19 protein-coding genes are annotated in these 23,465 nt (G+C 51.0%); 10 read left to right on the top strand and 9 right to left on the bottom strand.

The window, feature by feature from the left end:
* Positions 1-39 precede the first annotated feature (39 nt).
* From oadA to ACJ67_RS07260, 3 genes are all read left to right on the top strand, one after another.
* Positions 40-1,887: a sodium-extruding oxaloacetate decarboxylase subunit alpha gene (gene oadA, locus ACJ67_RS07270; RefSeq protein ID WP_049638503.1), complete on the top strand. Its 1,848-nt coding sequence runs from the start codon at positions 40-42 to the stop codon at positions 1,885-1,887.
* A gap of 57 nt (positions 1,888-1,944) precedes the next feature.
* On the top strand, positions 1,945-2,544 hold the full coding sequence (locus ACJ67_RS07265; RefSeq protein ID WP_049639821.1) for a Maf family nucleotide pyrophosphatase: 600 nt from the start codon (positions 1,945-1,947) through the stop codon (positions 2,542-2,544).
* Between the two features lie 93 nt (positions 2,545-2,637).
* Entirely contained in the window at positions 2,638-4,077 is a 1,440-nt protein-coding gene (locus ACJ67_RS07260; RefSeq protein ID WP_053092888.1) for a DUF4139 domain-containing protein, read from the top strand.
* Positions 4,078-4,118: 41 nt separating this feature from the next.
* Here ACJ67_RS07260 and ACJ67_RS07255 read toward each other — a convergent pair whose 3' ends face one another.
* Positions 4,119-4,529 (bottom strand): helix-turn-helix domain-containing protein, encoded by a 411-nt coding sequence (locus ACJ67_RS07255; protein ID WP_049638502.1) that lies wholly within the window; start codon positions 4,527-4,529, stop codon positions 4,119-4,121.
* Positions 4,530-4,590: 61 nt separating this feature from the next.
* On the opposite strand from ACJ67_RS07255, the gene ACJ67_RS07250 reads away from it, so the two are divergent.
* Positions 4,591-5,202: a cation transporter gene (locus ACJ67_RS07250; protein WP_049638501.1), complete on the top strand. Its 612-nt coding sequence runs from the start codon at positions 4,591-4,593 to the stop codon at positions 5,200-5,202.
* Between the two features lie 63 nt (positions 5,203-5,265).
* Positions 5,266-5,976, top strand: coding sequence for an SAM-dependent methyltransferase (locus ACJ67_RS07245; RefSeq protein ID WP_049638500.1), 711 nt, complete (start codon positions 5,266-5,268; stop codon positions 5,974-5,976).
* A 15-nt stretch (positions 5,977-5,991) separates the two neighbouring features.
* On the opposite strand, the gene ACJ67_RS07240 is transcribed toward ACJ67_RS07245, so the two are convergent.
* Positions 5,992-6,435, bottom strand: coding sequence for a helix-turn-helix domain-containing protein (locus ACJ67_RS07240; protein WP_049638499.1), 444 nt, complete (start codon positions 6,433-6,435; stop codon positions 5,992-5,994).
* A gap of 146 nt (positions 6,436-6,581) precedes the next feature.
* Between ACJ67_RS07240 and ACJ67_RS07235 the strand changes: the two genes are divergently transcribed.
* Together ACJ67_RS07235 and dinB are read left to right on the top strand one after the other, a co-directional pair.
* Positions 6,582-7,067, top strand: a complete 486-nt coding sequence (locus tag ACJ67_RS07235) for an ester cyclase (RefSeq protein ID WP_049638498.1) — start codon at positions 6,582-6,584, stop codon at positions 7,065-7,067.
* A 249-nt stretch (positions 7,068-7,316) separates the two neighbouring features.
* The gene (gene dinB / locus ACJ67_RS07225; protein ID WP_049639819.1) at positions 7,317-8,483 is read left to right on the top strand and encodes a DNA polymerase IV; all 1,167 of its coding nucleotides are present in this window, start codon (positions 7,317-7,319) and stop codon (positions 8,481-8,483) included.
* Between the two features lie 26 nt (positions 8,484-8,509).
* Here dinB and mutL read toward each other — a convergent pair whose 3' ends face one another.
* The gene (gene mutL, locus ACJ67_RS07220; RefSeq protein WP_049638496.1) at positions 8,510-10,405 is read right to left on the bottom strand and encodes a DNA mismatch repair endonuclease MutL; all 1,896 of its coding nucleotides are present in this window, start codon (positions 10,403-10,405) and stop codon (positions 8,510-8,512) included.
* A 35-nt stretch (positions 10,406-10,440) separates the two neighbouring features.
* Here mutL and ACJ67_RS07215 point away from each other — a divergent pair, with 35 nt between their 5' ends.
* Positions 10,441-11,967: a helicase-related protein gene (locus ACJ67_RS07215; RefSeq protein WP_049639818.1), complete on the top strand. Its 1,527-nt coding sequence runs from the start codon at positions 10,441-10,443 to the stop codon at positions 11,965-11,967.
* 696 nt (positions 11,968-12,663) lie between these two features.
* On the opposite strand, the gene ACJ67_RS07205 is transcribed toward ACJ67_RS07215, so the two are convergent.
* On the bottom strand, positions 12,664-13,968 hold the full coding sequence (locus ACJ67_RS07205; RefSeq protein ID WP_231587280.1) for an N-acetylmuramoyl-L-alanine amidase: 1,305 nt from the start codon (positions 13,966-13,968) through the stop codon (positions 12,664-12,666).
* 8 nt (positions 13,969-13,976) lie between these two features.
* Positions 13,977-14,435: a tRNA (adenosine(37)-N6)-threonylcarbamoyltransferase complex ATPase subunit type 1 TsaE gene (gene tsaE / locus ACJ67_RS07200; RefSeq protein WP_049638494.1), complete on the bottom strand. Its 459-nt coding sequence runs from the start codon at positions 14,433-14,435 to the stop codon at positions 13,977-13,979.
* Between tsaE and queG the strand changes: the two genes are divergently transcribed.
* A complete protein-coding gene (queG, locus tag ACJ67_RS07195) occupies positions 14,434-15,534 on the top strand; it encodes a tRNA epoxyqueuosine(34) reductase QueG (protein ID WP_049638493.1) in 1,101 nt (366 codons plus the stop codon). The genes tsaE and queG overlap by 2 nt on opposite strands.
* Here the strand turns inward: queG and ACJ67_RS07190 are convergent.
* The 4 genes from ACJ67_RS07190 to glgC are packed head-to-tail and all read right to left on the bottom strand — an operon-like array spanning position 15,531 to position 21,007.
* Positions 15,531-16,460 (bottom strand): ROK family protein, encoded by a 930-nt coding sequence (locus tag ACJ67_RS07190; RefSeq protein WP_049638492.1) that lies wholly within the window; start codon positions 16,458-16,460, stop codon positions 15,531-15,533. The two genes, queG and ACJ67_RS07190, sit on opposite strands and share 4 nt — an antisense overlap.
* Entirely contained in the window at positions 16,453-17,907 is a 1,455-nt protein-coding gene (gene malQ, locus ACJ67_RS07185; protein WP_049638491.1) for a 4-alpha-glucanotransferase, read from the bottom strand. The genes ACJ67_RS07190 and malQ overlap by 8 nt, the downstream gene beginning before the upstream one ends.
* A gap of 31 nt (positions 17,908-17,938) precedes the next feature.
* Positions 17,939-19,645 (bottom strand): glycoside hydrolase family 57 protein, encoded by a 1,707-nt coding sequence (locus ACJ67_RS07180; RefSeq protein ID WP_049638490.1) that lies wholly within the window; start codon positions 19,643-19,645, stop codon positions 17,939-17,941.
* 39 nt (positions 19,646-19,684) lie between these two features.
* The gene (gene glgC / locus ACJ67_RS07175) at positions 19,685-21,007 is read right to left on the bottom strand and encodes a glucose-1-phosphate adenylyltransferase (protein ID WP_018985399.1); all 1,323 of its coding nucleotides are present in this window, start codon (positions 21,005-21,007) and stop codon (positions 19,685-19,687) included.
* 215 nt (positions 21,008-21,222) lie between these two features.
* Between glgC and glgB the strand changes: the two genes are divergently transcribed.
* On the top strand, positions 21,223-23,442 hold the full coding sequence (gene glgB / locus ACJ67_RS07170) for a 1,4-alpha-glucan branching protein GlgB (protein ID WP_049639816.1): 2,220 nt from the start codon (positions 21,223-21,225) through the stop codon (positions 23,440-23,442).
* The last annotated feature ends 23 nt before the right edge of the window (positions 23,443-23,465 follow it).

Here is a 23,465-nt window from a genome sequence, read left to right as displayed (position 1 = left end):
TAACCAGCATTGCAGATATTTATTTAGATCGACCAGATTATGAGCAAAATACATGTCACCGAACTTGTTTTAAGAGATGGACACCAATCCCTGATTGCGACGCGCATGCGTACTGAAGATATGCTGCCAATCGCCAGCAAGCTGGATGACATTGGTTTCTGGTCCCTGGAAGCCTGGGGCGGCGCGACATTTGACGCCTGCGTACGCTTTTTGAAAGAAGATCCATGGGAGCGTTTACGCAGTCTGCGTAAAGCTTTGCCGAATACACCTATTAATATGTTGCTGCGTGGCCAGAACCTGCTGGGTTACCGCCATTATTCGGACGACGTCGTCCACGCCTTTGTAAAACAGGCGGCAGATACCGGTGTGGATGTGTTTCGTATCTTTGATGCGATGAATGACATCCGCAACCTGACAACCGCCATCAAAGCCGTTAAAGCTGCTAAAAAACATGCGATTGGTACGCTGTCATTCACCACTAGCCCGGTGCATGATGTCGCCTACTTTGTCAATATGGCCAAAGAGCTTGAAGCCCTTGGTTGTGACAGCATCGGTGTGAAAGATATGGCCGGCCTGCTCACTCCAACCATGGCCGCTGAACTGGTGAAAGGTCTCAAGGCTGCTGTCAGTGTCCCTGTACATATGCACAGCCATGCCACCTCGGGCCTTGCCAGCATGGTATTGCTCAAGAGCGTGGAAAACGGTGTAGATATTATTGACACCTGCAACTCATCTTTCTCCGAAGGTGCCAGCCATCCAACGACAGAGAGCCTGGTCGCGGCCCTGAAAGGCACTGAATACGATACCGGCCTGGATCTTGGCAAACTGCAGGAAATCACGGCCTACTTCAAAGAAGTGCGCAGAAAATACTGGCAGTTTGAAAGCGAATTCACTGGGGTAGATACCCGCGTACTCGTTAACCAGGTGCCCGGCGGCATGATTTCCAACCTGTCCAACCAACTGAAAGAACAAGGCGCACTCAACCGCATGGATGAAGTGCTGGCCGAAATCCCACGTGTACGTGAAGATCTGGGTTACCCTCCATTAGTCACCCCTACTTCACAGATTGTCGGGACACAGGCGGTATTAAACGTCTTGACTGGTAGCCGTTACAAATCCATCACCAATGAAGTGAAAAATTACCTGTTGGGTCAATATGGTAAAGCGCCAGCAGCGGTCAACGCAGATGTGCGCAAGCAGGCCGTAGGGGATGCTGAAGTCATCACCTGTCGCCCAGCGGACTTACTGCAACCAGAAATGGCCAAGTTGCAGTCTGAAGCCGAGCGTTTTGCCAATAATGAACAAGACGTACTGACATACGCCATGTTCCCGGATATCGGCAAAACCTTCCTCCAAGAGCGCAATGCCGGTTCACTGCAACCAGAACAGTTGTTAAGTAAAGAGGCCGTGACCCACCAAACAGCTGCGGCACGCTACGCGCCTAATGAATTCAATATCACGCTGCATGGTGAAACCTACCATATCAAATTGACTGGTAGCGGCCACGCCGGTGAAGAGCGCAAGCCTTATTATGTAAAAGTTGACGGCATTTCTGAAGAAGTGTTTGTAGAAACACTGAGCGAGATGGAAGTCAGCGGTGGCGGTTCAAACGGCAGCAAGAAAAAAGCAGCAGCTGTGGCTGCCAGCGGCCGTCCGCGTCCCCACCATACTGGCTGCGTCACTACAGCAATGCCAGGCACCATCGTGACTGTGAAAGTGAATGTCGGTGACAAGGTCAATGCTGGCGATGGCGTGCTGGTCATTGAGGCAATGAAAATGGAAAACGAAATCCAGGCCAGTAAATCCGGTACTGTGGTGGCGATCCACGTTGCCAAAGGTGACAGTGTGACCCCGGACGAAACACTGATTGAAATTCAGCCGGAATAATATCTGACTTGAAATGCTAAAATCCCCGAATCATTGTTCGGGGATTTTTTTATCCTGATGACTATCCCAACCTTAATTCTCGCCTCCTCTTCACGCTACCGCCGTGAAGTATTAGAAAAGCTGCACTTGCCGTTTGAATGCGTCTCACCAAATATTGATGAAACGCCATTAGCAGACGAAAGCCCGGAACAAACCTCTCTGCGATTGGCTGAGAGCAAAGCACGAAAAGTGGCAGAAGCCTATCCTCAAACACTCATTATCGGTTGTGACCAGGTGGCCACCGTCGACGGTTTGCAAATAGGCAAGCCAGGCAACCATGAAAACGCCGTCAAACAGTTGACCATGCTCAGTGGCAGGGAAGTGATTTTCCATAGTGCCATCTGCCTGTACAACAACGCCAACCAGCACATGCAATCCACCATTGCGCCTTATTACGTCAAATTCAAACCCCTCACGCCCGGGCAGATCGAAACCTACCTGCGACTGGAACAGCCTTATGATTGTGCAGGCAGCGCCAAGTCTGAAGGCATGGGCATCGCCCTGCTCGACTATATGCGCGGGGATGATCCCAATGCCCTGATTGGCCTGCCGGTGATTGCGCTGGTCAACATGCTGCAACAGGCAGGGGTCGATGTATTATCCGCGTCACGTACATAGCGCAAACTAAAGTCGTGTGTTAACTTTTGAACGGCTGCCGCGTTGAGGCAGTCTCAAGCGTACAAGCTTACAAACAAAAACGAGAGGATATTCATGCGTCTCAGCTCCCTGCTGTTTTTTTCACTAGGTAGTGTTTCAATATATAGTTCACTGGCACAAGCAGAATCCGCTACCATCAGTCCGCAATCAGACCAAACCAGCGTGGCCGTGACCATCTACAACGAAGACCTTGCCTTGGTCAAAGACAGCCGTAAACTTACATTAGGCAACGGTTTATCTGCCCTGTCATTTCGCGATGTCAGTGCGCAGATCAAACCTGAAACCGCCCTGCTGCGCAGCCTGCTCCCCAACACCAGCCTGCAAGTGCTGGAACAGAATTTTGACTTTGATTTATTAACGCCGCAGAAACTGCTTGAAAAAAATGTAGGGCAGCAAGTCACCATCATTCGCACCAACCCAAGCACCGGTGCCGAAACCCAGGAAAGCGCCACCGTATTGTCAGCGCAGGATGGGGTGGTACTTAAAATCGGTAACCGTATCGAAACTGGCATTCCCGGCCGTATCGTGTACCCCAATGTACCTGGCCAGCTTAAAGACCGGCCCACGCTGACCACGCAAGTGCAATACAAAGGGGCTGAACAGTCCAGCGTGGAACTTAGCTACCTGACCGGCGGCCTGCAATGGAAAGCCGACTACGTCGCTGAACTCAGCAGCAAAGAAGACGCCATTGACCTCTCAGGCTGGGTCACTCTGACCAATACCAGTGGCACGGCCTACCCTAACGCTAAAGTGCAACTGGTAGCAGGTGACGTCAACCGTGTACGCGAAGCTATCCGACCTAAAACCATGATGATGCGTAGCGAAGCCATGGTTGCCGATGCCCCAATGCCAACCGAACAAGGTCTGCTGGAATACCATCTCTATACCTTGCCACGCGCCACCACCATCGCCGAAAACCAGACCAAACAAGTCGCCCTGCTCTCAGCGCAGCATATTCCTGCGCGTAAAGAGCTGGTGCTCACGGGTGCTGACTACTATTACCAGGGCCAATATCGTGACGCGGAGAAAAAGCAGAAGGTACAGGTCTATGTTGAGTTTGAAAACAAGGAAAGCAGCAAGCTCGGGCTTCCGTTGCCTAAAGGTACCATGCGCGTCTATAAAAAAGATAGCGATGGCACCGCACAGTTTGTAGGGGAAGACCAGATTGATCATACCGCCAAAAATGATAGCGTTCGACTCAAGCTCGGCAATGCGTTTGATGTTAGCGCCGACCGTGTGCAAACTGACTTTAAAAACCTGACCAAGAGCAACAGTCAGGTACCTCTCTATGAAAGCGCCTATGCCATCACCCTGCATAACGCCAAAAAAGAAGCGGTCACTGTGACGGTACAAGAGCCTATCAACGGCGACTGGAAAATCCTCACCGAATCACAGCCACATCAAAAAGCCAATGCACATCACGCCATCTGGAAAATCAAGGTGCCTGCCGAAGGCGAGGTGACATTGAAGTACCGTGTCCAAGTGAAATATTAATGCTAATTTGTCAGCGTTGTCTTGCGCAACGCTGACGCTTTCTACGGGCATGCCTGGCTTGACGCCAGCGTCCCTATTAATTTGCAATGCGCGGCAATTTCACTCTCACACGTCGCCATCTGCTGTAATACCAGTTGCATGGCTTGCAGGTCTTTGATTTTCTGTTCCACATCCCGTAAATGCACTAGCGCCAATTGATCGGCCTCGCGACAAGGCCGCTCGGGGTGATTAGCTAACTCCAGCAATGTTTGAATCTCTGCAATACCGAAGCCCAGCTCGCGTCCTCGACGGATAAACTGCAAACACTGTAACGCAGCATGATTATAGTAGCGGTAACCGTTGCTGGCCCTGTGCGGTGCCTTGAGCAAACCGATCTTCTCATAATAACGGATGGTTTCTACATTGACATTCGCTGATCGACTTAACGCACCTATCGTATAGTGTTCTATCATGGCTTGACCCTGTAGTGGCTACAGGGTTTATGATACGTCTCAATCGTTTGAAAGGACAGCCATGAGCGCACACTGTTGCAATCCACCACCCAACCAATCTCAACCACACAGATATCGTGTTGTGCTATGGATTGCATTACTGGTTAATTTCGCCATGTTTGTTGTAGAAATTGTCTCTGGCCTGCACGCCAATTCTGTTTCATTACTGGCTGACTCAGTCGATTTCTTTGGTGATGCCATCAACTATGGATTGAGCTTATGGGTACTGGGGCTGCATGTCTCCACTCGGGCAAAAGCTTCATTGATTAAAGCCGCTTCCATGGCAATATTTGGCGTGTGGATACTTGGGAGCGCCTTTTCGCATTTGATGTCTGGCGTGATCCCTGCACCAGAAACGATGAGTATCATTGGTGTACTCGCCTTGTTGGCAAATCTAGGGGTTGCCTGGCTGCTCTTTGCTTATCGCAATGGTGACAGCAATATGCGCAGCGTATGGTTGTGCACAAGAAACGACGCCATCGGCAATGTCGCCGTTATCCTCGCCGCTGCTGGGGTATTTGGGACTGGCTCAGCCTGGCCAGATCTACTGGTAGCCACCATCATGGCTAGCCTGGCTGTACACGCAGCCTGGCAAGTGATGATTCAGGCCAGCACCGAATTGAATACAGATTAAAAGCCGCATGCCTTTTAGTGCATGGCATGGGATAATTGGCGATTGCATAATCATTGGTTCGCTATGGCAGGCACTTTATATTTTATTCCCGTCCCTTTGGCAGATGGCACCACGCCACAACAAGTGCTCCCCGCCGAAGTGGTGCAACGCATGCACAGCTTGCGCCACTTTATTGTTGAGAACGAAAAAACCGCCCGCCAGTTTCTATCGGCCAGCGGCCATCCGGTGCCTATCCGTGAGTTAACATTGGCTGTGTTAACCAAAGATACGCCCCCCAAAGACTTACCCAAACTGTTGCAAGTGGTGCAACAAGGCACCGATGTCGGTGTGATGAGTGAAGCCGGTTGCCCAGGCATTGCTGACCCCGGTGCGGCGCTCGCCGCTGTTGCTCATCAAAAAGGCATACGCGTGGCCCCCCTGATAGGCCCCAGCAGCCTGCTTCTCGCGCTCATGGCGAGTGGCCTCAATGGTCAACGCTTTACCTTTTTGGGCTATCTGCCTAGTGATAAAGCCGAGCGGATCAAAACCATTAAAGGCATTGAATTTGACTCCAGAAAGCAACAAGCTACCCAACTGTTTATCGAGACGCCTTACCGCAATCAGCATGTGCTGGAAGACTTGATCGGTAACCTGCAACCGACCACCCGCCTATGCGTCGCCTGCAATATCACGGCTCAGGATGAGTTGATTGTGACTAAAACGGTCGCCGACTGGAAGAAATCTATACTGCCAGACGTACATAAAAAACCAACGGTATTTTTATTGCTGGCTTAATTCATGTAGTGCGCCTTAAAAACGCACTCTTCTCACGCCGTTTACCGGCTGTGGGCTAAGCGTCACCTGCTCTGCTTCGTCATAAGCGCTTTGTGCTTGCAACACTTCATCCATATGCGCCTCTGACCACACCCTTAAAGCCCCCAATAGGCCTACCAGGGTCTGACCCAACGGCGTAATCGTATATTCCACTCTAGGCGGCACTTCCGGATAAACATTCCGTGCAACCAGTCCGTCTCGCTCCAGGCCACGTAATGTTTGCGTCAGCATCTTTTGTGAAATCCCGCCAATCTCCCGCTGCAATGTGCTAAAGCGCTTGGTTTGATTCTCCAGCAAACCAAGCACCAGTACCGTCCACTTATCTGCAATCCGGTTCAACATCAGCCGTGTCGGGCACGCTGCCTGATAGGCATTCCAACTAGGAGCAATCTGCAACGGTTGTTCAATGTCTTCAAGCATGGCTTTCCCTTTATCCAGACTTATTTAGTAAGGCATCAAGTGCATAAGTTACTTTAAGGTGCCTACTTACTAAAAGTGAGTAATGAAATTATCATGCGCAACACCTTCACCACGCAAGCATTTTTTTAAAAATGAAAGGAAGACAAATGAAATTATTTAAACCCCTGCTGACTGCATTGCTTTTTACTACCCTGTTAACGAAAGGACCCTTGACGATGGCACAAGACCAAACCCCACAAAACAAACAACTACTGGCAGATTTTGCCGAGGCTGTTTTTGTTAAAAAAGACCTGAGCAAATTGCCCAGCTACATGCAACCAGGCTATATTCAACACAACCCGCTGGTGCCACAAGGCCTGGCTGGCTTTGAACAATTCTTCAGTGCATGGTTTAAAGCCGTGCCGGACTGGCACTATCAACTGGAAAAACTGGTAGCTGAAGGTGACACCGTTTGGGCCTATGGTGTGTATTCCGGCACCCAGCAAGGTGACTGGTTAGGCATCCCCGCCACTGGTAAACACTACAGTATTCATGCCGTGGATATTTTCAGAATCGAGAATGGCAAGCTGGCCGAGCACTGGGATGTACTGGATGCTTATGGCTTATTTAAACAATTGGGCGTCATTCAGTAATTTTAAGCTATTCAAAGGCCTATCCCAGATAGGCCTTTTTGTGATGTAGCGTTTCATATTGCGCAAGGGAATGATCACATTGCAGCTAAAGCTTAAAGCATGCTTGTACAGGCATGCTTTTTTATTGCGCATCATGGGATAATCCAGCTTAAACGCTGTCCCGATATATTTCACTGCCGGTAGTTTACATTTCATCTTATGTTTGAATTTCTGATTACCCATCTGCTGTCAGGCCTCTAAGTGGTTGACATGCCAGACCAGAAAACCAGACGCATCGCACATATTGATATGGATGCTTTTTTTGCATCTTGCGAGTTGTCACGCTACCCGGAACTTAAAGGCTTACCCATGGTGGTGGGCGGACGTTCTTCACATGCACCACGGATCAGGGAAGATGGCACCCGCGAATTCTCTCGCTTGCGAGATTACGCTGGGCGGGGTGTGCTAACCACGGCCACCTATGAAGCGCGGGCACTGGGCCTGCACTCCGCCATGCCCACCATGCATGCCGCCAAACTCGCGCCTGATGCGATCTTGTTGCCGGTAAACTTCGAGCTGTATCGTCATTACTCCCGCCTGTTCAAAGAGGCGATTCGCAGCATCAGCCCACTGGTAGAGAGCATTGGTATTGATGAAGTGTATGCCGACGTATCCACGCTGCCGGGAGAGGCGAGCGAGATTGCACAACGCTTGAAATCTGCCGTATTTGCCGCCACCGGGCTTACCTGCTCAGTCGGTATCGCACCGAATAAACTATTGGCAAAGTTATGCTCTGAAATACAAAAACCAGACGGCATCACGGTCATCACCATGGCAGATATTTCCAGCCGTATCTGGCCGATGCCCGCAAAAAAGATCAATGGTATAGGCCCCAAGGCCAGTGCCAAGCTCGAATCATTAGAGATTAAGACCATAGGACAGATTGCAGCCATGAGCGAAGCCTGGCTTGTTGAGCATTTTGGCAAGAGCTATGGCCGTTGGTTGTACCGTGTATCGCACGGCCAGGACGACAGGCCAGTGGTGACTGAAAGCGCACCAGTTTCCATGAGCCGGGAAACCACGTTCGAGCGCAACTTGCACCCGGTGCGAGATAAGCCAGCCCTGAGTCAGGCATTTACTCAGCTCTGTGAGCGCGTTGCCAGCGATTTGCAGCAAAAAGGCTACACCTGCCGCAAGATTGGCATCAAGCTGCGCTTTGATGACTTTAAGACGGTCACGCGCGACCTGACACTGCCAGCTCCCATCAGTGATGCAAGATCATTGCGGCTTTTTGCTGGAAAATGCCTGAAAAGGATAGATTTAGATAAAAAGATACGCTTGTTAGGTGTGAAAGCCAGCGGACTGGTGCGGGCTGATAGCATAGTTCATGCTGCCGATTCAGCGCAATTTACGCTAGATTTCAGCGTTGACGAATAAAGCGCTTTCAATCCAAGATAATATGGCTATTGTCCCCGCATAAACATCTTGTCCAGGTCGCCCAGACTTACCTGAAACCAGGTGGGTCTGCCGTGATTACACTGCCCGCTTCTTTCAGTCACTTCCATATCTCGCAGCAATGCGTTCATTTCAGTGATCGTCAGTTGTCTATTGGCACGCACGGCGGCATGACAAGCCATGGTGCCCAAGATTTCGTTTTGCCGCTCGAGCATGACACGGCTAGTGCCATATTCATTTAAATCGCGTAATACGGCACGTGCCAAAGCGACAGTATCTGCGTCCTTGAGCATTGTGGGCACGGCACGGATGGCAATGGTCGTTGGTGATAAGGTGGCGAGGTCAAAACCGAGCTGTTGCAAGGTATCACTGCCATTGAGGCTTTGCAATGTTGCAATCTCAACCTTCTCCGCATAAAAGCTGATGGGGATCAGCAAAGGTTGCGTGGAAATGGCCTGCTCACTCAAGGCATTTTTCAGGCGTTCGTACATGATGCGCTCATGCGCGGCATGCATATCAACAACGACCAAGCCCTGCGCATTTTGCGCAAGGATATAAATGCCGTGCAATTGCCCCAAGGCAAAACCGAGCGGATATTGCTGAGGTGCTTGTGCATCACTTTGATCTTGGGCCGTTGACGAATTAATAGATGCACCCGGATTCATAGGCGTATCCGCAAGATGTCCAGCTTGCACATGATCCAGATTCAAATCGGGTTTTAAATCACCATACAATTGGCCATAAAACTGCTGCGCGACTGCGGGGCTACGATTGACCGCCCTATCGGACTGATAATCAAACACAGAGCGGGTTTGCAAAGGGATTTCTACCTGCTCCCGCGGCATGCTAAAGGCAGGCGCGGCAACTGGCCTGAATGGATTAAATGGCGCTTGTACCGGCTGACTGGCCTGAATCTCGGCCGAAGTCTTACCTAGCGCTTTGTGCAGGCTATGAAAGATAAAGCGGTGTACGGCTTGCGATTCGCGGAAGCGGACTTCCGTTTTAGCCGGGTGCACGTTGACATCCACCAATGACGGATCCAACTCGAGAAACAATACAAACGCCGGGTGTTTATCGCCATGCAACACATCCTGATAGGCCTGCTTGATGGCATGAGCAATGAGCTTATCCCGCACAAACCGGCCGTTCACAAAGACATATTGGCTATCGCGGCTATGGCGCTGGTAAGTCGGTGAGGCCGTCATGCCCCACAAGCGCAGACCACCGCTATCTTCTTCCAGCCAGACACTTTGTGCAGCAAACTCACTACCCAACACATCAGTAATACGTTGTTGCGGGGTATTGGCCGCCAGGCGTGTAATGGCCTTGCCGTTGTGCTGCAATAAAAAACCCACATTGGGGCGTGACAATGCCACCCGGGTAAAGGCATCTTCACAATGACCAAATTCGGTATTTTCGGTTTTGAGAAACTTGCGACGTGCAGGGGTATTAAAATACAAATCATGCACTTCAACGATGGTGCCAGCATCCAGGGCGGCCGGGCTGATGGTTTGCTGATGCGTACCTTCAGCAGCGATTTGCCAGGCATGGCTAGCCGCCTGCTGACGGCTGGTGAGTACCGTGCGTGAAATAGACGCAATACTGGCCAGCGCTTCCCCCCTGAAACCCAAACTACCCACTTGCTCCAGATCTTCCAGGCTTTGAATTTTGCTGGTGGCATGGCGGGTCAACGCCAGCTCCAGCTCATCTTTGGCAATGCCATGCCCATTGTCGGTCACTTTGAGCAACTTCATTCCGCCTTGTTGCAAGGCGACCTGTATTTGCGTGCTGCCCGCATCCACGCTGTTTTCAAGCAGTTCTTTAAGTGCTGAGGCTGGGCGCTCAACCACCTCACCGGCGGCAATTTGACTGATTAACTGATCAGGTAAGAGTTTAATTTGCATCTCGCCATTCTACCCGTTTTGCTAGAATGGAGGCCATGTCGCTTTCCGATTTTCAGGCTTACCTCAGCCGCTTCAACCTCGCCCGCCAATTGCGCCGCCAGCATCATTTTTATGTGGGCCCAACCAACTCCGGCAAAACTTACCAGGCCCTGGAAACCCTGCGACAAGCCAACTCTGGCGTTTATCTCGCCCCGCTACGGCTCCTGGCCATGGAAGTCCGTGACCGGTTGATGCAGGCAGGTGTGCCCTGCAATTTGGTCACAGGTGAAGAGCGCGTCATCATCCCAGGCGCAACACATACGGCTTCAACCATTGAAATGTTAAGGCCAGACGTGCCCGTCGATGTGGCCGTGATTGATGAAATACAGATGCTGCTGGATCCGGATCGTGGCAGCGCGTGGACGGCTGCCCTGGTCGGCGTCCCAGCCAAACAGGTATTTATATGCGGCGCAAACAGTGTCACCGAGAGTTGCACGCGCGTGTTAGAAGCGCTGAAGGAACCCTACACCCTCACCCACTTGCAGCGCATGACGCCATTAGTCATCGAAGAGGCCAGTATTTGCGGAGGACGTTATCATACGGCCAGATTACATAAAGCCTTGCAGCCCGGCGATGCCATCATTGCCTTTAGCCGCAAAGACGTACTCACCCTAGCCGCACGTATCCGCCAATGGGGATTTAGCGTAGCCACGATTTACGGCGCATTGTCGCCAGAAGTCCGCCGGGGAGAATCTGCCCGCTTTGCCAGTGGTGAAGCACAAATACTGGTCGCGACAGATGCCATTGGCATGGGCCTTAATTTGCCTATCCGCCGGGTCATCTTTGCCAACATCCACAAATTTGACGGCGTAGCGCCACGCCCACTCAATGCCACCGAAATGCGCCAGATTGCCGGGCGCGCAGGCCGCCATGGCTTATATGACAGCGGTTATGTCACCGTGCTCGAAGATGACGAGCAATGGCACCTGCATGAAATGCTGGGCTGTGATGACACAGTCGCACCCTTTGCCCTGCCTATTGCCGTAGGAGGCGGCGATATTGAAGCACTCAGCCAAAAAATCCCTACCTGGCGGCTGGCAGAATGCGTGGAGTACCTGCATGCGCAGTATCAACGGCAATCTGGCACGACCGCATTGCAATGGCATGTCACGCCCTTGCAGTACCAGCAGGCACTTTTGATTGATGAAACGGCCCCCAAACTAGCGATGCGCGATAAATACAGACTGATGTGTGCGCCATTGGCGATACAGGTGCCGATTGCACGGGATTATTTTGTGCAGTGCATACAAGCGATAGACAACTATCAGCCTCGCCCATTGCCTGTCATGCCGGAATGGTTGAAAGGCCAACAGGCAGAATATCTGGAACAAGCAGAACTGATTTGCCAGCACCTGAGCTTATATAGCTGGCTGGGCTATCAATACCCCAACATTTTTCGGGATGGTGACTTGGTGGATGAAGCGCGTAAGAAACTCAATGGGTTTATTATCCGAGCGTTACGGGTGCAGTCGGGATATGGGAAGACACAGAGGGAAGCTGAATTGGCGCAGTATCGTCGATAGAGTAGCAGCTAGTTTATTTAAGTGCGCTTGGCTCAAAAAATATTTGATATAAATACTATTTTATTTCGCCTGTAGGCGAGTCACTTTCTGGTGCTTGTCCCCCAGAAAGTAACCAAAGAGGACGACACCCAGCCATCACGGCCTTCGGCTCCCTTGCGTTGCTCAACAAAGTAAGCGGTCACGAAACTCGACCTGGCAGCTCACATAAAACGTGAGCTGCTGCGGGACTCGGACAGTCGCTCCCTTCTTCCTTACTTTGTTTCCGCTACTCAGCGTGATGAATGGGATTTTTCTCACCAAACTCACACTGTGGTAATTTGGACGTTTAAAAACTCAAATTCATTTGTTAATTCCATGAATCGTGGCAGTCACATGGTTTTCGGGCCCCTATCTGCCGCGCCGAGTAGCGCAGTCAGCGCGGGGGACTTCGACCAGCGGCTGTCCGAGGTCCGCAACAAGCACGTTGTGTTGGCTTGTCAGGGCGAGTTTCGTTGGCCGCCCACGCTGATGAGCAACGCAGGAATCAAGCGGAAGCTAGGGTGCACTTTCTTTTGGTTACTTTATCTTTGTGCAAGCAAAGAAAAGTAACTCGCCTAGAGGCGAAACAGCACGTCAAATTCAAAGTAAGCCGTTCCAACAGGCGCAGGACATGCTCTACAAAGCCTGCATCACCGAAATGATGATCTGTTAAAGCTATTATTTCTTCGCAAATGAAGGATTTGTTGCTATATACGACTTTACCCCCGATAAAATCGCATTCACCAATTTATCCTGGTAAGCATCATCATTCAACCTGGCTTCTTCCTCAGGATTACTGATAAACGCAGTTTCCACCAGGATTGATGGAATATCCGGCGATTTCAATACCGCGAACGCCGCTTGTTCCACATACTTGGAATGTAGGGTATTGATCTTGGCAATGCGCCCCAGCACGGCTTTACCCATGCGGATACTGTCATGAATCGTCGCCGTTTGCGATAAATCCAGCAGCGTACGCGCCAGGTCCATATCGCGTGTATCAATCGCCACGCCGCCAATCAAGTCCACCGCGTTTTCCTTTTTCGCCAGGTAACGGGCACTGGCACTGGTGGCACCGCGCTCAGACAAGGCAAACACTGAGGAACCCTTGGCGGTGCTGTTGACGAATGAATCAGCATGAATCGAAATAAACAGGTCAGCCTTGGCGGCACGGGCTTTTTTCACACGGTCACCCAGCGGGACAAAATAATCACCATCGCGGATCAGGATGGCTTGCATATTGTCTTCAGCATCAATCTGCTGCTTGAGTTTGCGTGCAATGGCCAAGGTGATATTTTTTTCATGGCTGCCTTTTGAGCCTCTTGCGCCTGGATCTTCGCCACCATGCCCGGCATCGACCGCAATGGTAATGACTTTCTGACCTGGCTTAGCCTGCTTGGGTTTATCCACGACAGCTGGTTTGTCAGCGGTTTTTTCGGCCCCCATATTGGCCGCTGGCGCCTCTGTTGCAGAGTCTTTATTCGCCATTGGAGCCGCTTCAGGCTTTTCGTCACTGTTTACTGTAGGCACATCCTGCAACTGTTTCGAAGGCATCAATACGGGGTTCGCAACTGCAGGATCTATATTGCCTATTGCTGGCGCAATCGTGATTGCCAGCCGTTGTTGCGAGCTGCCTGCGTTCATGTCTGTGACCAGAGGTTTGATCTCAGACTTGATATCGAACACCACACGGGTGGTATGCTCGGTAAAAGGGGCAATGCGAATTTTGGACAGGTAGGGATGCTGGGCATCCAGTTGAGGTGGCAGGGCCTTCAGTGTGGGACTAATGGCAACATCGTCCATGTCTATGACCACACGGAATGGATTATCCAGCGTAAAGACACGGTATTTAATAGACTGGTCGACCAGCAACTCCAGTTGCACCTGGTTGCCGTGCTGTTGCAGATTGGCCAGAATCACTTCTGCGGCTTCTGCAAAACTGTTGAACGATAGCAAGGCTGTCAGCAGCCACGCCTTAAACATCTTCCTAATTACTGGCATAGTCCTTCCAACGCCAGCGGATGCTGACTCGTGATATGCAGCACGCGTCCGTGCGGCAAAATATCAAATCGGATTTCGATATCTGCGTGAGGCAACACCTGTTCGGCGCGTTCTGGCCACTCAACCAGGCAGATACTGTTTGAATTAAAGTAATCCCTGAAACCGGCAGCTTCCCATTCATCGGCATCCTGAAACCGGTAAAGGTCAAAATGGTAACATGAAGCAATAGGCAGGTTATAAGGTTCAACAATGGTATAGGTTGGGCTTTTAACCTTGCCAACATGCCCTAGCGCATGCAGAATGCCACGCACCAACGTGGTTTTGCCAGCGCCCAGATCGCCATGCAGGTAAATCACCTGGCCTGGTTTCAATTGAGTCGCCAATACCTCTGCTGCATGCACAGTCGCTGCTTCGTCTTTTAAAATCTGTGTAGAATACGTTTCTGTCATGTCACATCAATCACATCCCACCCCAATCCAGTTACCAGACCAGGCAGTTGCTGCGCAGATGGCTGCAACCATCAAAAACTGGGCAAGGGAATTGGGGTTTGGCAGCATAGGAATTACCGATACCGACCTTTCTGCCGCCGAGCCGGAATTTTTAGACTGGCTCGCCAAACAATACCACGGCGACATGGATTATATGGCAAAACATGGTACCAAGCGAAGCCGCCCGGCAGAATTGGTACCCGGGACCTTGCGGGTCATCTCGGTGAACCTGAATTATTTGCCTGACAATGCGGCTGATGGCTGGCAGGTGCTGGAAAATCCGAACAAGGCCTATGTGGCCCGTTATGCGCTGGGGCGCGACTACCACAAGGTCATGCGGCAAAAACTGCAGCAACTGTGTACCCGTATTACTGAGGAATTTGGTAAGTTTGAATACCGGGTATTTGCCGATAGCGCCCCTGTGCTCGAAGTTGCGCTGGCAACCAAAGCAGGCATGGGCTGGCGCGGCAAGCATACGTTATTGCTTAACCGCCAGCAGGGGTCATGGTTTTTTCTGGGCGAGATTTATACCAACCTGCCGCTGCCTGTAGACTCCCCCACCACGGCGCATTGTGGCAGCTGTTCAGCCTGTATCGACATCTGCCCTACCCGCGCGATTGTTGCGCCATATGAACTGGACGCCAGGCGTTGTATTTCCTACCTGACCATAGAACACAAAAGCAGTATTCCGCTGGAATTACGGCCATTGATTGGAAATCGTGTCTATGGTTGCGATGATTGCCAGCTGATCTGCCCATGGAACAAATTTGCCGTCAACACCCAGGAAACTGATTTTGCCGTACGGCATGGCCTGGATAGTAATGACCTGGTAGATTGTTTTGCCTGGACAGAAGCAGAGTTCCAGCAGCGCATGGCTGGTAGCGCCATTTACCGCATAGGCTATCACCAGTGGCTACGCAATGTAGCGGTTGGATTAGGTAATGCCCCTAGCTCGCCAGCCGTGATTGCCGCCTTAACCGCACGGCAAGACGATGATAACGAACTGGTGCGTGAGCATGTTGCATGGGCATTGGCCCAGCATCAGCAACACATTGCTTAAGCAGCTAGCAGCGCGGCCCCCAGCATGCCGGCGATATCGCCCGTGCTTGAGACATGCACCTTGATTTTGCCACGAAGTACCGGAATCAAATCGTGTTCCAGCCGCTGCTCAAATGCAGCCTGTAATAATGGCCATGCAGCCACTACACCGCCGCCAATCACCACATTTTCGATATCAATCACTTTGAGTACACTGGCCAGCATTTGCGCCAGCTTACTGCCAGCATCTGCGTAGACTGCCTGTGCATGCCGATCACCACTTTCGGCAGTCCGCGCGATCTCCAGCGCAGTTATTGTTTGGCCTGTGAGGTCTGCATACGCCCGGCTGATGCCGGTCGCGGAAGCATACTGTTCTACGCAGCCCTGATTCCCGCAGCCACATAAACGGCCATCCGGCACTACAATAATATGACCAGCTTCCAGTGCATACCCATGCTGCCCGGCCCAAATACTGCCATTCACCACCAGCCCCGCTCCCACACCAGTCCCCAAGCCCACGTACAGCAAGCCGCCAACAGGTTGCGACAACTGGCAGAATTCCCCATAAGCAGCGGCATTGGCATCATTTTCTACACGTACAGGCAAACCAATCAACTTACCGAGATCATGACCAAGATTGACATCCCGTAAACCTGGCAAATTGGGAGACTGTGCCAACACGCCTGTGTGTGGATCTATAAATCCCGGAAAGCCTATGCCGATTGCCTGAATGCCGGCATATTTATCCAGCAACGGCCGGATAGCATCCGCCGTGACCTGCAAGATGGTCTGCCATGCGTTTGCTGGCGCAAACTCCTTGCAAATGGCAGAGTAATTAGCCCGAAAACGCGTTTCTTCAACCAGGGTAAGGCCAGAAAAAACGCCAAGACGCAGATTGGTGCCGCCGACATCTAGCCCCAGGCGATATACCGCATTTGCTTCAGACATGGAGACGGCCGCTTTCTTCTACCAGGTGCCGAAAAGATTGCTTTTTTTCCTCGGTCAGTTGAGACCACTGCATGCGCCAACGCCAGTTGCCCTCAGTGGTACCAGGCATATTCATGCGTGACTGGCTATCTAGCGCCAAAATGTCCTGCAGGGGGACGATCGCGAGCCGGGCAATGCTATTGAAGGTGAGTTGTATTAATGCGTTAGGCATATCAGGATGTTCTTGTTTTAAATAATAATGCAGATGGCTTAGTACGTTTTCCGACGCAGCCTGATACCAACCAAGCGTTGTATCGTTATCATGAGTACCAGTATAAGCCACACTGTTCTCTTCGATATTCTCTGGCAGGTAAGGATTATCTTCACCTCCGCCAAACGCAAATTGCAGGATTTTCATGCCGGGTAAATCAAAGGCATGACGTAACGCATCCACATCGGCAGTAATAATACCCAAATCTTCAGCGACCAGGCTGAGTTGTGGGTAGGCTTGTCTGATCGCCTGTAATAATGCATGACCAGGCGCTTCTTGCCAGGCGCCGCTCATGGCTGTCGGTTCATGGGCGGGGATTTCCCAGGCTGCTTGCAAGCCACGGAAATGGTCTATGCGCAAGACATCAAATAGTTGCGACTGGATATCGATACGGCCCAGCCACCATGAAAATCCATCCGCCAGCATGGCTTGCCAGTCATAGTGTGGGTTTCCCCAGCGCTGGCCCGTTTCGGAAAAGTAGTCTGGCGGCACGCCTGCGACGACTGTCATATTCAAGTCAGCATCCAGTTTAAACCAGTCAGGATGCGCCCATACATCGGCACTGTCATAAGCCACAAAAATCGGGATATCACCAAACAACTGAATGCCCCGCTGGTTGGCATACACTTTAAGTTGCGCCCATTGCTGGAAAAACACATATTGAGTGAATTTAATCAAGGTCAATTTTTCTTGATTGGCCACGCTATAGGCTTGTAATGCCTGATGGTCATGCATGCGATAGGCCTGTGGCCAGCTATGCCAGCTTTGATGGTCATGTTGTTCTCGCAGGCACAAAAACAAAGCATAGTCTTCCAGCCAGTATTGTTGCGTCTGACAAAAACGGGCGAAGCCAGGCCAGGTAAGGCCATCGAAATTGGCAGACAGCCCGCCGCCAGACTGCACGCGAAACATGACTTTTGTCATCAGCGACGGCAATGGCATCGTGACTTCATTAGGCAGACACAAGCCATCCTTGAGGAGTTGTCTGGCACTGATCATGCCGCTATGGCCAGCATGTGCGGAGACACTTTGGTAAGGCGACTGGTCATCATGCGGCTGGTTGACCGGCAAGGTTTGCCAGACCGATACGCCCATCTCGACCAATGTGTCTACAAAACGATAGGCATCCGGCCCAAGATTGCCTTCGGGTAATGAGGTGATGTGCATCAACACACCCGCTTGTCTAGCTTGTGTCATGTGATTGGCATTCAGATAAAATTAAAACTGGTCAGGATTGCCCACGGCGCATGGTGCCTGCATTTTCGGCATCACCGCCACCCAGGCTAATGGGCTGAGACAGGTGACTGGGCGGCGTCAACCCGAGCAAATGATAGAGATTGCTCAGGTTACGACGGTATAGCTGGTCAAAACTTTGGACACTCTGCGCATTGTTGTAATCGCCAAACCACCAGAACCAGTCTGAACCTTCGCACAAGGCTAACTGTTGCTGGCATTTTTCCTTGGCATCTGCAGACAACTCATGCACATGCTGGTCATATTGGCGCTTGGCTTCACATAACAAATCCCAGGCGCGATTTTTTGCCGGTTCACCTATCCAGGTGCTAAACGTGCCATAGACCCAGCTACCGGCACAGATATCATTTAATAGTGTTGGCTCAGGCAATTGCTGTGTTTGCTGCATGGTCAGAATGTCACTAAATGTTGTCATCTGGATATCAGGATGATGGGCGAGCGCCTGATAAAGTTCCTGCAGGAAGTAATAGCCGTTGTAAGGATAATATTCCCAGGCATTTTCACCATCCAGAATCACGCTCACAACCGGCGTTTTATCGTCACTATTGGCCAGGATGGATTCCAGCGACTGCACGAAATCATTCACGGCCTCACTGGCGTATTGCTTGGAGTATTCAAAGCCAATTTTGTCTGATAACTGGTCATCACGGAAAAAGCAGACGACATCCTGCTGGCCATTGGTAATTTTGTAAGGTTGGTAGAGATATTGTTGAGCGTGCTCATGCGGCAGGCCTAGCTTGCGCAAGCTGTTGGCTAGTACACCCTGCCCCGTCGCAGCCCACGCAATACCCTGTTCGGCAAGTAGAGAAAGTGCAGTATGCGAGACTGCGCCTTCAGCTGGCCACATCCCGGTGGCCTTTTGACCAAATACTTTTTCATGGTATAGCTGGGCTGCTTCCACATGCGAAATGGCGCGTGTGTAGCCATCTGGGTAGGTTGCGGCCTGAGGAAGAGGCGCTTTAGGCATCGCATCATGCGCACTTTTCAAGTCTATCAACAGCGGCAGTATCGGATGATAATAGGGGGTTGTCGACATTTCGATCTGACCTTTTGCCAACAATGCCTGGTAGCGCGGCAAAATACCCTGCAAGGTTTCACTGATCACCCCCAGCAATGCCAGCCGGTCTTCAAACGTAAATAAAACCCCTTTTTGCATCAGGGCCTGCACGGTTTTATTCTTGCGCCGCAAGCCTTCGCCCGTCCAGGCCAGGTGATACCAAACCAGTAAATCAGCCTTGTATTGGGCAGAAAGGTAATGAAACTGGCCGTTTTGCATGAGCGGTGCAACCAGCTCATACAACTTCAACAAACGCTGGTAATGCGGAAACGGGCTCAGCATTTTTTCATGATGCGCCTTGAAGCAGCTATCGACGATTAACTGGCATTCAACATCAGAAATATGGTCTAGGTCGGGGTTTCCGAGCAGGTGTAATAATGGATCGCGCCACACCCCGCTACACGCCTGTTCGGCATAATCATGCAGTTGCTCCACCAGAATAGGTACAAAATTGAAAGTCACCCTGGCGGCAGGAATCTGCTCCAGGTGATAGGCCATGTCGCTATAATCCTTGAGCGCATGAAGATAGGTCCAGGGCAGTACGTAAGCCCCGGTCACAAGATCGCGGTAATCAGGTTGATGCATGTGCCAATACAGGTTTAACAGCAATTTTTTATCGGACATCCCTCAACCTCTTTTCCATATTACCTATCAATGTTGATGTTATTTCACACGATACAAATCCTGTCCCAGCATATCTGGCGTCACCAGTACGATGCCTTTTTCAGAGACATAAAAACGCTTCCTGTCTCTATCGAGGTCTACGCCAATCTGCATGCCAGCCGGTATTTCGCAACCACGGTCGATGACCGCATTCCGCATGACTACCCCTTCATTGATCCTGACTTTAGGCAGGACAACGGCGCCATCCAGGTCAGAGTAGTCTGCGACATGTACTCCAGAAAACAATACCGAGTTAGACACGCAAGAACCACTGATCAGGCAGCCGCCAGACACTAACGAGTCTGTGGCTTTACCGGTACGGCCTTCATCCTTAAAGACAAACTTGGCTGGTGGAAGTTGCTCCTGGTAAGTCCAGATCGGCCACTCACTGTCATACAGGTTCAGCTCGGGGATGACTTTGGTGAGCTCCATATTGGCCTCCCAATATGCATCTATAGTGCCAACATCGCGCCAGTAATAGTTATCACTTTGTGCACCGACGCAACTATCGGTAAAGCGATGGGCTTGTACGCGATATTTTTTGATGATGTAGGGAATAATGTCCTGGCCAAAATCGTGGTTGGACTTGCGGTCATAGGCATCCCGGATCAGCTGCTCATACAAAAACTTGGCATTGAATACATAAATCCCCATGCTGGCAAAAGCCACCTCAGGATTGTTGGGCGTGGGTTTGGGCTGTGCTGGTTTTTCGTCAAAAGCGATGACGCGGTCAGTCCCATCCACCTCAAGGACACCAAATCCTTTGGCATCTTCCAACGGCACATTGATGCAGGCAATCGTCATATCAGCATTGCTGCGTGCATGCGTCGCCAGCATTTTTCCGTAGTCCATTTTATAAATATGGTCACCCGCCAGCACCAAAATGTATTCACCGCCATTCTCGCGCAACAGGTCTATATTCTGGTATACGGCATCTGCCGTACCTTTGTACCACTCTTCGCCCAAACGCTGCTGTGCCGGGATGATGTTCACATACTCATTAAACTCGCCACGCAAAAACCCCCAACCTCGTTGTACGTGCTGGATCAGGCTCTGTGCCTTGTATTGCGTCGCAACATTAATACGGCGGATACCTGAGTTAATGCAATTGGATAATGGAAAATCGATAATGCGGAATTTACCGCCAAACTGTACAGCCGGCTTCGCACGCCAGTCTGTCAGGTTCTTCAAGCGACTGCCACGGCCACCGGCCAGGATAATGGCAACGGTATTTTTAGTCAGGTTACTGATAAACCGGTCGGAAGGACGTTCTTGTCGCCGGTTAACTTTACGACGTTCGACAAACTCTGCAGCTTGGGACATGATGCTATTTCCTGTTTTCCTGATCCTGAAAATCAGCCCGCAGTCAGGGCAGCGATGTCAGTGGAACAAAGACAGCACAACGCTGGATAGCCGCAGGTCTGGCACTCACAGTCTGCATGATAATTCGGGTAAAGACAACGAAATTTCAAATACAAATGACGTAAATCTTAACTTTTTTTGATAGGATTGAGGCTAGTCAAATGGACATCGCGAGCATGACAGCCAAACCTACGGTCACCCCTCCCCATGCAGACACACTGCACCTGCAACGTATTTTAGACGCCACCCACCACAATCCATTCGAGTATCTGGGTGTGCATGCAGAAGGCAAGCAAGGCCCATGGCATGTGCGCGTCTTTTTGCCACACGCCGAAAGTATCCATGTGAAGGCTGATCAGGACTGGCAAGAAATGACCTTGGCACATCAGCAGGGGCTATTTCTTTATACTTCGGTAATGCCTTTAACTGGTCCGATTGCCTTGAAAATTCGCCTGAGAGGTCAACAAACCAGCTACGAGACTTTCGACGCCTACGGCTTTGGCAGCACCTTATCTAAAGATGACCTGCATTTGTTTGGCGAAGGTCGCTTATACGAAGCGTATAACACACTGGGCGCAATCCCGATGACCATCAATGGTGTTGCTGGCGTGCGCTTTGCCGTCTGGGCGCCTAATGCAGAGCGTGTCAGCGTGGTTGGTAGCTTTAACCAATGGGATGGCCGAGTACATGCCATGCGCGTGCTGGGCAGTAGCGGCGTGTGGGAGCTGTTTATACCGCAGTTGACCGAACACGATTTATACAAATTTGAGATACGCAATCGCGAGCACGGCCACATCATGCTCAAGGCTGACCCGTATGGCAAAGCCTTTGAAGCCAGGCCCGGAACGGCCAACCGCATCTGCCAGAGTCGCTATGTCTGGCAAGATGAATCCTGGTTGCAACAACGTCAACAACTTGATTGGCTGCATGCACCATTCAATTGTTATGAAGTGCATTTGGGCAGCTGGCAACGCGACCAGAACGGGCATTTTCTGAGTTACCGGGCGATGGCTGATGTCTTGATTCCGCATTTGGTCAATATGGGCTATACCCATATAGAGTTGTTGCCCGTGGCCGAACACCCGCTCAATGAATCTTGGGGATACCAGGTCACTGGCTACTTTGCCCCTACCCAGCGCTATGGCAGTCCAGATGACTTGAAGTATTTTATTGATCGTTGCCATGCCGCCAATATCGGTGTGATTCTGGACTGGGTGCCTGGCCACTTCCCTAAAGATGACTGGGCCCTGGCACGTTTCGACGGCACCGCGTTGTATGAGCATGCAGATCCCCGATTGGGTGAGCATATGGACTGGGGCACTTATATTTTCAACTATGGCCGCAATGAAGTCCGTAATTTTTTGCTAAGCAACGCTTATTACTGGTTGCAGGAGTTTCACATTGACGGGCTGCGTGTAGATGCTGTGGCCTCCATGCTTTACCTTGACTACTCCCGCAAAGACGGTGAATGGCTGCCCAATGCTTACGGTGGACGTGAGAATCTGGATGTCATCGAATTCCTCAAACAGCTCAACCTCATGGTCGGCGAGCGCTTTCCGGGTGCACTCACCATTGCGGAAGAGTCCACAGCCTGGCCGGCTGTCTCCCGTCCAGTGTATGCGGGTGGACTCGGTTTCAGCATGAAATGGAACATGGGCTGGATGAATGATGTCCTTACCTACATGCAACTAGATCCGATTTACCGCCAATACCATCATAACCGCCTGACGTTTGGGCAGATGTATGCGTATTCCGAAAACTTTGTACTACCCTTCTCTCATGATGAAGTCGTACACGGAAAACGGTCATTACTGGACAAAATGCCAGGGGATACCTGGCAAAAGTTTTCCAACCTGCGCCTGCTACAGACCATGCAGATGACCATGCCAGGCAAAAAACTCAATTTTATGGGTAACGAATTTGGCCAGCACCGTGAATGGAGCGTCAACCAAAGCCTGGACTGGCACCTGCTGGAAGAAACAAACCCAGAGCATGCATTGCACAGAGGGATTCAATCACTCAGCCGCGACCTCAATCGACTTTACCGCCAGCAGCCTGCGTTGCATGTGCATGATTTTGACGTTCAAGGCTTCCAGTGGATAGACTGTGAAGATGCCGGGCAGTCAATATTGAGCTACATCAGACGCGGCAATGAGCATAGTTTTGTTATAATAGTGTTAAATTTCACACCAGTACCGCGCCATCAATATCGTTTGGGCGTACCGCAACCGGGTTACTACAAAGAAGTGTTGAACAGTGATGCCGCTTGTTATGGTGGCAGCAATTTAGGCAATGGTCATGGCTGTCAGAGCGACGCTATTCCCTGGATGAACAACCCTGTCTCCATCAGTGTGGATCTGCCGCCACTGGCAGGTGTCATACTTCAGTTACAATAACTGGTTACACTGTATGCGGCATG

This window comes from Methylophilus sp. TWE2 (genome assembly GCF_001183865.1).
Classification (GTDB): domain Bacteria; phylum Pseudomonadota; class Gammaproteobacteria; order Burkholderiales; family Methylophilaceae; genus Methylophilus.
The sequence above is the reverse complement of the archived record's forward strand: the minus strand, read 5'-3'. Positions and strand labels throughout refer to the sequence as shown.